Raw genomic sequence first — 12,537 nt, 5'->3', positions numbered from 1 at the left:
ACTCACCCTCTTCCTGCCGCCGTGTGAAACCGCTCCACGAGCTCCTGTGGCGTCCACTTGATGCGCTTGCCGATCGGCTCTGTGCGCGGCTCGATCAAGGCTTGTACAAACGTCAACCCAGCCAGACCGTCCAGCTTCCCAAAATCGGCTTCCTCCTGCACATGCACAGCATGGCGGTATCCGGCCGCAACAGCGACGCCTACCATGTTTTCAAACTGCACAGGTTTCTGCCCGCCTGTGCTTTCATACAGCCGATTATCCAGCACGACATGCACCAAATTCTGCGGCTGTTCCGAGGTGATCATCGCAATGATGCCAAGGTTCATCATGAAGGAGCCGTCGCCGTCCAGCACGACGATCGTACGCTCGGGATGAGTCAGTGCCAACCCCAATCCAACCGGTGCTGCCATTCCCATCGACCCCAGCATATAAAAATGATCTTCGCTATCATGCAGATTGAATAATTCCCGTGATATATATCCACAAGTGCTCACATAGAGTGCATTCGGGTATCGATCCAACACCGCTTTCATCGCATCTTTCATCTTCATCATCATTCACCTCACACCGCTTGTCGAATTAACAGAGCTACTGGCTTATGCAATTCCTCGATCTGATGCAAACACGCCTCCACACTCGCTTCTGGCGTCTCCGGGTCCAACAGCACATAGGTGATGCCCACCGCGTCCAACACATGGAGCAGGCGTTCACCGATGATGTCATGCTCCACCGCATCATTCATACCTTCCGCTCCACGCCACGAGATCACCATCAGGTTGGGAATATCGTAGATCAAAGACATCGACGTCAAAACGTTTAGACAATAGCCCAAACCGGAGTTCTGCATCAGCACCACAGTCTTCTCACCACCCAGATACATCCCAGCTGCCAGCCCCAGTGCCGAATCTTCACGCACTGCGCTCACATAGCGCAAGCGCGGTTTCTCTTGTCGCATCTCCTCCTCCAACAAGCGAAAGGCGCCCTTAAGCAATGAGCATGGGACACCAGTAAACGCACGATATCCATTATCTAACAACGTCGATATAATCCGCTCCGCAACTTGATTCATTTAAATTTCCCCTTCGTTTAGTAGGTTATAACAATTATAATATAGATACTCACGGAACTAAAGTGTTAACTTTCAGAAAATTACCACCCAACAAATAGAAAAACCTCCTCCCTAGTGGGTGGAGGTCGTTTGCACTACAGGTTCGCTCGATTTGCCATACTTCTTGACCACCGGGAGGAAAAACGCCGCCATCGCGATCAGCATCTCCAGCGAACCAAAGCCGAGTTTTCACTCGGCAGTCGCTTGAAATCCGCAATCGTCGATCGCTTGTTGAAAATCGTGCAGGGAAGCGGCGCGTTCATCATAGCTGACCGTCACTTCAGCATCGTGATAATTGATCGTCACTTCTTGAATCCCAAAAACTTGGCGCAGTGCGTGGCCAATTTTTTCACAATCGCCAGGATGGCTCATGCCTTTGACAAACAGTTTGTGGATCGCCATCCTACTCCCCCCCTTTCTTTGCGCCCATTCCGCGCAAGAAGTTGAGCAACATCGAAAGGGACGACGATACTTCCGGATCGCGCACTCCTTTGATCAGATCGAACACCCCTGTTTTTTTGTTTTTCGGTTCTGGCTCGGTCGGCACGGCATGCTCGACGCCAGCGGCCAGCGAAGCGAGCAGTGTTTGCAGTTTGTTCGGATCGAGCTGACCGAGAAATTGCAGGGTGCTCATCCCGTTTTTGATCATGTTTTGAGCACCCGACTTGTTCAGTTGATTCATGCCGATCACGCCGATCTTGTGGCGGCTCTTCAGCGCACCTTGCGCCATTTCCAAGGTACCCGCATCATGCAGTTCACCGAGCACATCCAAGAAGGTGAGCAACGCGTCTTTGTGCTGTACGACCGCGCCCAGCACTTCTTTTAACGCATCCGCTTCCTGTTCAGCTTGACTTGGCACCCGCTTTTCGATCTGCGTCGTCGCTTTAGCCACGATGTCCACCTCCTGTGATCTCTTCGGAGATCGGTATGTAATCGTCGCGCTGCCACTTTTCTTCGATGCGAACGCCCAGTTGCGGCTGACGGTTGCCGAAGCGATGGTTCCACTTCGGAAGCGGACGCTCACCACTTTGCTCCAGCACTTCCATCTTCACGCTCATCTCTTTGTAGTTCGGTGTATGTGTCACTTTGTCGTGATAAGAAGAGGTCAATTTGTTGACCGCGCCTTCGCCGCGCGAGTTCATCGTGATGTACAGCTCACGTCCGCGCACTCGGTCGGTCACTTCAACCTGAACTTTGACACTGCCGTATGGTGAGGTCAACCGCACCAGCGCGCCGGAGCGAATACCGCGCTCCTCTGCCAACTCCGGCGAGATTTCCAGCCATTCGCGCGGCACTTTGTGCGACAGACCCTCCGATTTATAGGTCATGTTGCCTTCATGGAAATGTTCGAGCAGGCGGCCGTTGTTCAGATGCAGATCATATTCCTCCCCTGGATCGAATGGAGGTGTCCACTCGACCGGGAACAAGCGCGCTTTGCCATCGGGGAACTCGAACTTCTCTGTAAACAATAGCGGTGTATCACTGCCGTCCGCTTTGACCGGCCAAACTTGAGAATTCCAATGCTCCAAGCGATCGTAGGACACTCCCGCAAAAATTGGGGCCAGCGATGCTGCTTCCTCCATGATGTCGGACGGGCTTTGGTACTTCCAGTTCGCGCCGAGTCGGTTGGCGACCAACTGAATGATCTCCCAGTCCGGTTTGGCATCACCGAGCGGGTCGAGCGCTTTGTAAAAACGCTGGATACGGCGCTCCGTGTTGGTGAACGTCCCTTCTTTTTCCAAGCTTGGTGCGGCCGGCAATACCACATCGGCAAATTGTGCTGTGCGCGTGAAGAAGATGTCCTGCACGACAAAGAACTCCATCTGCTCAAACGCCGAATCGACATGGTTGGAGTTTGAATCGACCAGCCCCATGTCTTCCCCGAACAGGTACATCGCTTTCAGCTTGCCAGAATGGATCGTTTCGATCATCTGATGGTTGTTCAGCCCCGGTTCCACAGACAGCTTGACCTTCCATGCCTGTTCATATTTGGCCCGAACCGCATCGTTTTCCACCGCTTCATACCCAGGGAACCACGCGGGCATCGTGCCAAAATCGCAGGCGCCTTGCACATTGTTATGTCCGCGCAGCGGATAGGCACCTGTGCCTTCTCGACCATAGTTGCCTGTGATCAATAGCAGGTTGGAGATCGCCGTAGACGTGTCGGTGCCGCCTAAGTGCTGAGTGACGCCCATCGCCCACGCGATGCAGACCGATTTCGCTTCCTGAACCATCGTAGCAATCTCGATCAACTGCTCAGAAGTCAGGCCCGTTTTCTCGCTGGCATAGTCAAGCGTATACGGTGCGAGCGATGCTCTGTACTCTTCTAAGCCATGAACACGCTCGTTCAAAAACGCGCGGTCTTCCAACCCTTGGTCGAGGATGTATTTCGTCACCGCCGACAGCCAGATCAGGTCGGTACCCGGATTTGGGCGGAGGAACAAATCGGCACGCTCGCCAAGTTCGTGTTTGCGCAGATCGAGCACGAGCAGTTTTTGCCCGCGCAGCTTTTGCGCCCGCTTGATCCGCGTCGCCAACACCGGATGCGATTCGGCAGGATTGGCCCCGATCACCACGACGAGATCGGCGGCAGCGAGGTCTCTGATCGTCCCGGAATCGCCACCGATGCCGACGGTGCGCATCAGTCCTGCCGTCGCAGGTGACTGGCAGTAGCGCGAGCAGTTGTCCACGTTGTTCGTGCCCATGATCGCTCGGGCAAACTTTTGAAAGATGAAATTCTCTTCGTTTGAACATTTCGAGGAAGCGATATATCCAATCGAATCCGGACCGTGTAGATTTTTGATCGCCGATAATTTTTCTGCGATCAGGTCGAGTGCTTCCTCCCATGTCGCTTCGACAAACTTGTCCCCTTGGCGGATCAGCGGGGTGGTCAACCGCTCTTCACTGTTGATGAAGTCCCAGCCAAACTTGCCTTTCACGCAGGTCGAAATGCCATTGACCGGCGCCTCGGCCTGTGGTTCGATCTTGAGGATTTTGCGGTCCTTCGTCCACACTTCAAACGCGCAACCGACCCCGCAGTAGGTGCAAACTGTCTTTGTGCGCTTGATTCGCGTGTCGCGCATCGCCGATTCGATCTCGGAGATCGCAAAAATTTCCTGATAGCCTGGCTCCACCGCTTTGGTCAGATCGATCATCGGCAGGAGCAAATCATTCGGAATGCCCGTCAGATAGCCCGCTTCGCCGAGCATCGATTTTTCCATCAGCGCATTGCACGGGCAGACGGTCACACAATGTCCGCAGGAGACGCAGGAGCTTTCATCGATCGGACGGCCACCATCCCACAGCACGCGGGGTTGCTCCATGCTCCAATCGATGGTCAGCGTTTCATTGACTTGCAAATCTTGACACGCCTCCACACAGCGTGCACACAGGATGCACTGATCTGGCTCATAGCGATAGAACGGGTGCGAGTTGTCCGGTGGATACGGTTTCGGTGTGAACTCATATTTGTTGTGCTCGACTTGCAGATACTCGGCCGTGTTATGCACCGTACAGTTGCCGTTGTTATTGTCACAGACGGTGCAATACAACTCGTGGTTTTTCAAAATCCGCTGCATCGCTTCCAACTGTGCCGCTTTCGCAAGGTCGGAGTTGGAATTGACCGTCATGCCTGGCTCAACCGCAGTCGAGCAGGCGCGTTTCAATTCCCCGTCGATCTCCACCATACAGGTGTCACAGCTTTGGATCGGGCCGAGGTTGTTGTGGTAACAGATATGCGGCATGTAAAAGTCATGCGACTCTGCCACTTGCAGTACCGTATCGCCTTGTTTGCAAATAAATTCTTGATCGTTGATTCGTATCGAAAATTGCTGATCGCTCATCAGTAGCACCGCCTGTCCGGTCGTTCTTTAACAATTCCAGTATTGCCAGCATTTGCATGAGGATATGCTGCGGATATAATGGTACGCAGGAGGTGTGTAAACTTGCGCAACATCGTGATCAAACGTCCCGTGCTCACCTACGCGGACGGTGTTGTCGAACACCGTGAAGACCAAGTGGTGACCGAATATCCGCTGACGATCTTTCTAAATGAGGAAGAGTTTGCCACATTGGTCTGCACACCGGAGCATCTGGAACAGCTCACGGTGGGCTTTTTGGCCTCTGAAGGTGTGATCACCAGCTTCGGTGACATCAAAAGTCTGCTCGTCGAGGAAACGCGCGGGTTGGTCCATGTGGAAACAAACCGCGTGAATGCGCTTTCAAAAAACTTGCACTCGAAGCGCTACCTCACCTCTTGTTGCGGAAAGAGCCGCCAAAGCTTCTATTTTTACAATGATGCCAAAACGGCTAAAAAGATCACCGCTAGACGCGTCACGCTGACCTATCAGGACTGTTTCGCCCTGATGAAAAAAATGCAGGGCGGAGCTGACATCTTCCGCGAAACGGGCGGCGTGCACAATGCGGCGCTCTGCGATGCGTCGGGCATCATCCTCGCCCGCATGGACATCGGCCGGCACAACGCACTCGATAAAATCTATGGCTACTGCCTGCAACACGAGATCGCGCTCGACGACAAAGTGATCGTCTTCTCAGGCCGAGTCTCTTCCGAAGTGCTCCTGAAAGCAGCCAAAATCGGTTGCGAAATCGTGCTCTCCAAATCGGCCCCTACCGAACTTGCACTCGACCTTGCCGAAGAGCTTGGGATCACCGTGGTCGGATTTATTCGCAACCGCTCCTTAAATGTCTATACCCATCCAGAACGCATTCGTTCCTAAGATTGGTAATTCAAGATGAGACTGAAAATTCCTGCCCCTTTTTCGCTGACAAGAACCACTTCCCAAGCGCAAAACAGGATCGAAATTAACGAAAATGAAACGACCCTAGCTCGTTTGAAGATCGAGCTAGGGTCGCATCGGGTACTTTGTTTACTTCCTGTCCGCTTGACAGGGATACGCTTAGTCAGGTGCTCCTGTTACATCTATCGAACGATCAGCACCGGAAGTTTTGCATAGTGGAGAACTTTCGCCGAGACGCTGCCGAGCAGAACCGATTCGACCACGCCATGTCCTTCTGCGCCAAGGGCGAGGAGGTCGTAGCCACCCGCTTCCGCTTCCTTGAGGATGACCTCAGCAGGAATGCCCGTCTTGGTCAGGTGTCTGACACGATCTTCTTGTGAGAATCGGTCGACCGCGCGGGCCGAAGGGGTATCTTCTGCACCCTCACCCGAGTCCTGCTTGAGATCGTAGTCGAATTGATAGCCAACCGGGGCGTAGGCGGCAACGATCGAAGTGGTTACCGGTTGGTGAGCGTACAGGAAGGTAATTTCTACTTCCGGCAGCGCATCGTGCGTTTCGATTGCCCATGCGAGCGCTTTGTCTGAAGCTTGGGAGCCATCGAGGGCGACAAGGATTTTTTTAAACATCAGAAGTTCCTCCTCATCCGTGGTAACTTGATTTCTACTTTTATTGTATGCCCACATCCAAACGCTGTAAGTCGGGAGCTTCCCTGATTTTGGAGCGTGAAAACCCTGACCTCAACTCGGCACGGAACTGGTGTTACCCCAAACCTCCCCCCGATTCTGGCACCCTACGCACCCACAAAAAAAGCGCGATGAGCCTTCTTTTGGCCATGCGCTTTTCCTGTTCATGCGTATTTTCAAACTTATGACTTTGGCAGTGGGCTCGCAAATGTCAACGCGGCTCTCACCCTTGATGAGTTCACACAGCGGCAACCAATCAAACCACATGATGCACGCGGGAGAAACGTTTCGTCACATCGGACAACTCGAGCCAAAACTCTCCACTGTCTGCTTCCGATGCCTGAATCTTACCGGAGAAGAACTTCTTGCTGTACGCCCGTCCGTAGTGTCCCCAAGGATTGCGCAACCGCACGTACTTCACTCCACTTTCTTCCTTGTAGGCAAGGACGGAGTACGCATGGTTGCCGACCAATCCTTTCGCCATCTCCTCGCCACCGCTGTGCCCAAAACCAAAGATCGTTTTTTTCGAAGGCGAGGCGATCTTCTCTTGCGTATCGATCGTGATCGCTCTTCCTGCATCTAGCGCTGTCTTAATCGTGTTAAATACCCCGAGCTGTGTCGCGGTGTACTTGCCCGTACCTCGCTTGCCAGAATACATTTTATTTTGCGCAAGATAGGTGAGCATGATCGCAATCAACGGTGCCGAGACGCCCTTTTGTTCCAGTAAGGCTTTCACTTCCTCTTGATAAACATGTTTATTCTCTTCATGCATCTTCTGGAGTCCATCCTTGATGTCGGGGTTCATAAAGATCTCCATCTGTTGATCCGGCGTCAACAACGCTTTCAGTCCCCGATCAAACAGCCAATCTCCGCTGCTCACCATCTGATCGTAGGTCTCGACACGCCCATATTGGGCTTCAGTCCCGGTGAGATGCTCAAAGGCAAACCCAGATTGACCGCTTGCGATTTGCTCGAAAGTGTTTGCCCTAAGCGGGAGACGCTCTGCTGTCCTGCCATGATAACCGGCGGCCGCGTACGCTTTTTCTAGAATTTGTACCCATAGCGACCCTTGTGCGTTCTCATCGCGACTCACTTTTGGTGTAACCCGCCTGACGACCGACTTTTCAACGGTCACTTCCCGAGGCGTAAACGACTTCGTGCCGCCATTCTCTTGCACATCGAAGAGCCGAACTGTCACCGTATTGTTCCCGTTGTCCTTCATCATTTGTGTGATCAGCGCAGGCGACTTGTGGACTAGGCTACAGACCGCGGCCAAAAGATAGCAATCGCCAATAAAGCCCTGTCTGACATCGTCCAGCTTCGGCGGGTGCGGGAACAAAGGATGGACCTCCATGCCCTGTCCAATCATCTCGTAGCGCAATGCCGGATCGAACTGCGAATTGTTGATCGTCTCCACGGCAGTACGCTCCACATACCCCTCCTGAAAAGCCAAATAGTTAGCAGTTCCCATGATCGCAGGATTCGGACGAACTTTATAATAATCGGCCGCATTCGCACCGTCAGGGCCAATGGTGTCGATTTGATATTCACAAATATAGCCTTTTCTCGCGACCCCGATCGTGTTGCCGATCTGATCGTAGATCCTCGCGTTCGTGGAAAAATAGCCTCCGAATATTTTATCAGTTCCCGAATCGGGCTTCTTTTTCGTCAACAAAGGATTGGCAGCCAGTTCCATAGGCAACTGCGGAACCAAGTCTCCATGACCGTCCATCTCTTTCCACTCGGCAGAAATCCGTCTCAGCAAGTCATTGAACGCGCTCGAACGTTTTCCCCATATATTAAAATCCATCGTTGCCTTGTCTTTGTTCGCCGCGAGATACTCGCTTTCCCACTTCGTAATCAACGGGTTGAGCGCAAGCAAGATCTGTTCTCGCTCTGGTGATTGGGCCTGTAATTTCGAGTATTCAACGACGAGCGCACAGATTTTGCCCCACGTCCCCTTATCGGGCGCATGTTCGTCTGACGGCCAGGTACTAAAGCTGGCGGGGGTCCTCTGCAACGGTTGCTGACTCTGTAGGTATTGGACGGTCATCCGATTGCCGACCGTTTTTTGCATCTGCACCAGCCGATCGAGCGAAGAGATGCCTGCCCTCTGCTTTTGATCGGCAGGAGAAGTTGCTCGCGAATGATGCTTCAGCGAATTGTTTGATTTCCCAGCAGAAGAGCGCATTCGATCACCTCAACTTTAATCATCAAATCTATTGATTAAACATAGCACAAAACGTGAACACAAAAAAGTGGCCGCACGGAAAAGTTAGTATTTTTCAACACCTACCAAAGTTGTTGATTGATACCGATGTGTGTCAGTCAGTTCGATAAAAAAAGCCCCTGCGCAAGCAGGGGCTACGGCAAAGTGCCGTATCAATTTGGAAGATATCGGGTTAGGCTTCTTCCCTTTCATCGTACGTCAGATTGATATCCGTTTCTATCAGGGAATTCCCTGAACTTTGTCTCAGGGTTTGCTCGCCCATCAAACCTTACCGGATAAAGCGCACATGTTGAATCAGTCCATCTGCGATCTGGTACACCGCGACGACATGCGACATTTCCGTGGTGCCAGGACGTCCCGTCACATTTTCTTCGTCGAGGACATAGTTGCCGACGACGATACGAGAGACTAACGTACAGTGCAGGTCAGGGCTTTGTGCGAACATGTGCGCATAGCTTTTGTACATCGCATCCCAGCCCTGCATCATGACGTTGCCAGCCGCATCTTCGACGACAACATCAGGGGCATAGCAAGCCATAAAGGCTTCGATGTCACCTCGATTATAGGCTTCGAGCTGGCGTTGTGCCGGAAGGGTGAGATCAAGATTAGTCATCAGAAAATCAATCCTCTCATCGTTGTCTGCGCTACGAGTTGCTGGTGAGGTTGTCATCTTCTGCGAATCTCAACCGTACCGCGTAGCACTACTTTTGCTAGATGCCTGCATCATACTGGCACGTTTACGTCTGCCCTGCCTTTCGATCGGTAGAAAGAGCACGGTTTTGACTGGTCAGCAGAGGGTCTTTTCCAGTTCGATCTCGTCTTGAATTTTGATCCCGTCGTTTCCGATCAACGGAATTTGCGGCTTGATCTTCCGCGCCGCTTCGACCGCAAAGCGATAGATTTGCACAAGGTCGTAGCCACGCTTTTGGTAGAATTTCAAAGCGTGCAAGTTGTCATTGGTCGTGATCAGCCAGATGCGGCGAAGACCTTGCTCCTGAGCGACTTCCTCCGTCGCCGTCAGCAGCGCGCTGCCGATGCCACTCCCCTCACATAGCGAGTCGAGGGAGATGACTTCCAATTCGTCTTCGGAGATGAGATATGTGATCAACCCGACCGGTTCGGCCCCTTGTAGGGCGACAAATCCGGGCAGTTGGTCACAGTGGTGAATCCCTTTGGAGTACACCATTTGCGTGCTGCCCCACTGTTTCACAAGAAAGTCACGAAGCCAGCTGTGATCAGCAGGCACTAAAGGGCGGATCATAATGTTTTGCATCGATGTCACTCTTCCCTTGCGATTTCCAACTAGGATAGCATCTTTAGTTCGTTATCGGAAGCAGTTTGTATTCGTTGACCTGATGCGCTTGTACATCTTCGGCACGAAAATACATCGATTTGTATTTCCCATCCAACCAGAGATGACTTTGGTCTTTGTAGTGTTTGCTGCCCAATTGACCGGATGCCCCCATCTCCATCACATCTTCCGCCGCGGCCGGGTCGGCCATGTCGATCGTAAACCGCCACGGCGCGCCAAAACCTGCTCGGAACGGATTGTCGATGCGGGAGTAGGCGGCGGCGTTGACCGTGACATGACTACCACCGTAGGGATACGGGCCATCATCGAACAGCAGATGGAGCGGCTTGATGTCGCCAAACGCGTGGCGGAAGGTCAGTTGGTGAACATCGCCCCACGTCCATTTGGCAGGCTCCGCTCCTGCTCGTTCCTGCAAAAACGCAACAGCGGCGCGGAAACCCTGTTCGACCGCCTGTTCTTTGGTCAGTCCTGTCCCGGCCAACCATTTCGGGCTTTGGTCGAGCATCAAGGTGTCAAAAGCGTTGACCGACAATCCTGTCGCCACATACTCGTAGAACAGTTCCTCTCCGAGCTGTGGTTGATAGACCTGTTCGATCGTTTTGTTGAGCATGGCGTGGTAGATCGCCGGACCCGCTTGGTCCGGGTTGTCCCACGGATCTTTGGCCCACTCTTTCAAAATTTGTAAGGCCGCGCTCTCCGCTTTATTCCACATTCCTTTTTCCAAGATCGGCAGCCACAAGGGCACGTTTTGTACGGCCTGGAGATTTTTCCAATCGAGTTGCATCTGTTGCATGTCAGCAAGCGTCAGTTTGTCTTTCGCTTCGATCATCTCTTCGATCCGTTTGGCGCGGTAGGGAGCGGCCCACTCATAAGTGATCAGATAGGGGTCGTCCGCTTCGGCGATGATCTTGTTGTTGGCCGTTGCGATGAAGCCTTGCTCTGGGTTAAACGTATGCGGCAGATCTTCCCAAGCGATGTAGGAGGTCCACTCAAACTCGTCGGTCCAGCCCGGCACGGGAAGCAGCCCGTCCCCTTTTTTGCGAACGGGGATTTTACCAGCCAACTGGTAGGCGATGTTGCCTTCGACGTCCGCATAGACGACATTTTGCGCCGGAGCGCTGAACCGTTGTAACGCCGTTTCGAACTGTTCCCAGTTTTGCGCCTTGTTCATGGCGAGCATCGCAGAGATTTCATCATGAAACTCATAGGTGCTCCATTTGAGCGACAGTGGGGCGGAAACGGGAATCCCTTCGACGATGTCGGTGATGATCGGGCCTTGGCGGGTGATGATGTTTTCAAAGCGCACCGGATCGCCACCCTTGACTTTGATCTCTTCTTGGATGACTTTGGCATCCTCATACTTGCCCATGTACTCAAATTGGTGTGGGTTATTCGGGTTCGGCTTTTGAATATAGAGGTCTTGCACGTCCGGATAGACGTTCGTGAACCCCCAAGCAAGCTTGTCGTTGTGACCGACGATCACGCCGGGCACGCCAGGGAAAATCACCCCTGATACGTTGTACAGATTAGGCACGACAAGATGATTTTGATAGAAGACGGATGGCGCTTGCAAGGAGAGATGCATGTCGTTGGCAAGCAGTGGCTTGCCAGATGCGCTTTTGTTGCCGGAAACGACCCAGTTGTTGCTGCCCAAACTCTCCCCTGGAATGCCCAATTCCTTCAGACCAGCCTTGGCTTGGTGCAGTTGTGCCACCGCTTCCGGGGCGATCGAGAATGGCGACGCTTGAGCCGCTTGGGCGGGCGCTTGCTCGGACGACTCTTTGAGCACGCGGGCGTCTTGCGGCGCATACTCGGCGATCAAGGTCAGCGCTTTTTCACGGCCGACCTGATCACCAGCCGCACTGAGAAACAGTTCGGTGAACATGTTGCCGCCAAGGTCCCACGCCATCATCTTCGAAATGCTGAGCGAATCGGCGATCGTCCACGGTTCAGGATCGATCGAAAAGATACCATATTCGAAGGGCATATCTTTTTGCTCGAGAAAAGCATTTACGCCGTCCGCATAAGCTTGCAGATTCTGCTTGGAGGTAGCGTCCAGACTGTTCACTGCCGCTTCGGCAACGCGGTGCATGCCAAGCGTGCGGTACATCCGATCGGTGGTGACAAGATCCTCTCCAAATAGTTCGGACAGTCGGCCCGCTGCACCGCGTCGGGACAGTTCCATCTGCCACAGACGGTCTTGAGCGTGTGCAAAGCCTTGCGCGAACAGCAGGTCGCGCTCCGTTTCAGCGTAGAGATGCGAAACACCGTATTCATCGCGGAGCAGACGCACCGGTTTTTCCACGGCGGTCAACACTTCACCGTCTAGATCGGCCAGCGAGTCCTGGACGTACCAGTAACCGCCGCCGCTAACGACTGCCGTAAGTCCGAGCAAGCTGGACAGCGAAGTGATCATGATTTTTTTCAGCACGTGCGCTCGCTCCTTT

Annotated in this window: 11 protein-coding genes; 1 reads left to right on the top strand and 10 read right to left on the bottom strand. The window is 53.1% G+C overall.

All coding sequences use genetic code 11. From position 1 onward, the window contains the following. Positions 1-2: 2 nt before the first annotated feature. The 5 genes from CIG75_RS09855 to fdhF all read right to left on the bottom strand — a co-directional run bounded on the left by CIG75_RS09855 (position 3) and on the right by fdhF (position 4,950). Positions 3-557, bottom strand: coding sequence for a thiamine pyrophosphate-dependent enzyme (locus CIG75_RS09855; protein ID WP_227874395.1), 555 nt, complete (start codon positions 555-557; stop codon positions 3-5). Positions 558-562: 5 nt separating this feature from the next. Next, on the bottom strand, positions 563-1,069 hold the full coding sequence (locus CIG75_RS09850; protein WP_094236505.1) for a thiamine pyrophosphate-binding protein: 507 nt from the start codon (positions 1,067-1,069) through the stop codon (positions 563-565). A 228-nt stretch (positions 1,070-1,297) separates the two neighbouring features. Then, entirely contained in the window at positions 1,298-1,510 is a 213-nt protein-coding gene (locus CIG75_RS09845) for a heavy-metal-associated domain-containing protein (protein ID WP_094236504.1), read from the bottom strand. Position 1,511: 1 nt separating this feature from the next. After that, complete coding sequence (locus CIG75_RS09840) at positions 1,512-2,000, bottom strand: helical membrane plugin domain-containing protein (RefSeq protein WP_094236503.1); 489 nt, start codon at positions 1,998-2,000, stop codon at positions 1,512-1,514. Beyond that, on the bottom strand, positions 1,993-4,950 hold the full coding sequence (gene fdhF, locus CIG75_RS09835) for a formate dehydrogenase subunit alpha (protein WP_094236502.1): 2,958 nt from the start codon (positions 4,948-4,950) through the stop codon (positions 1,993-1,995). The genes CIG75_RS09840 and fdhF overlap by 8 nt, the downstream gene beginning before the upstream one ends. 102 nt (positions 4,951-5,052) lie before the next feature. Between fdhF and fdhD the strand changes: the two genes are divergently transcribed. Continuing rightward, a complete protein-coding gene (fdhD, locus tag CIG75_RS09830; protein ID WP_094236501.1) occupies positions 5,053-5,844 on the top strand; it encodes a formate dehydrogenase accessory sulfurtransferase FdhD in 792 nt (263 codons plus the stop codon). A 203-nt stretch (positions 5,845-6,047) separates the two neighbouring features. Here fdhD and CIG75_RS09825 read toward each other — a convergent pair whose 3' ends face one another. The 5 genes from CIG75_RS09825 to CIG75_RS09805 all read right to left on the bottom strand — a co-directional run bounded on the left by CIG75_RS09825 (position 6,048) and on the right by CIG75_RS09805 (position 12,521). Beyond that, positions 6,048-6,491, bottom strand: coding sequence for a universal stress protein (locus tag CIG75_RS09825; RefSeq protein ID WP_157729486.1), 444 nt, complete (start codon positions 6,489-6,491; stop codon positions 6,048-6,050). 313 nt (positions 6,492-6,804) lie between these two features. Continuing rightward, positions 6,805-8,739: a C2 family cysteine protease gene (locus tag CIG75_RS09820; RefSeq protein ID WP_094236499.1), complete on the bottom strand. Its 1,935-nt coding sequence runs from the start codon at positions 8,737-8,739 to the stop codon at positions 6,805-6,807. Between the two features lie 307 nt (positions 8,740-9,046). Then, complete coding sequence (locus tag CIG75_RS09815) at positions 9,047-9,391, bottom strand: nuclear transport factor 2 family protein (protein WP_157729485.1); 345 nt, start codon at positions 9,389-9,391, stop codon at positions 9,047-9,049. A 174-nt stretch (positions 9,392-9,565) separates the two neighbouring features. Then, positions 9,566-10,051 (bottom strand): GNAT family N-acetyltransferase, encoded by a 486-nt coding sequence (locus tag CIG75_RS09810; RefSeq protein ID WP_094236497.1) that lies wholly within the window; start codon positions 10,049-10,051, stop codon positions 9,566-9,568. 43 nt (positions 10,052-10,094) lie between these two features. Next, on the bottom strand, positions 10,095-12,521 hold the full coding sequence (locus CIG75_RS09805) for a penicillin acylase family protein (RefSeq protein ID WP_094236496.1): 2,427 nt from the start codon (positions 12,519-12,521) through the stop codon (positions 10,095-10,097). Positions 12,522-12,537: the final 16 nt, after the last annotated feature.

This window comes from Tumebacillus algifaecis, from assembly GCF_002243515.1.
Lineage (GTDB): Bacteria > Bacillota > Bacilli > Tumebacillales > Tumebacillaceae > Tumebacillus_A > Tumebacillus_A algifaecis.
The sequence above is the reverse complement of the archived record's forward strand: the minus strand, read 5'-3'. Positions and strand labels throughout refer to the sequence as shown.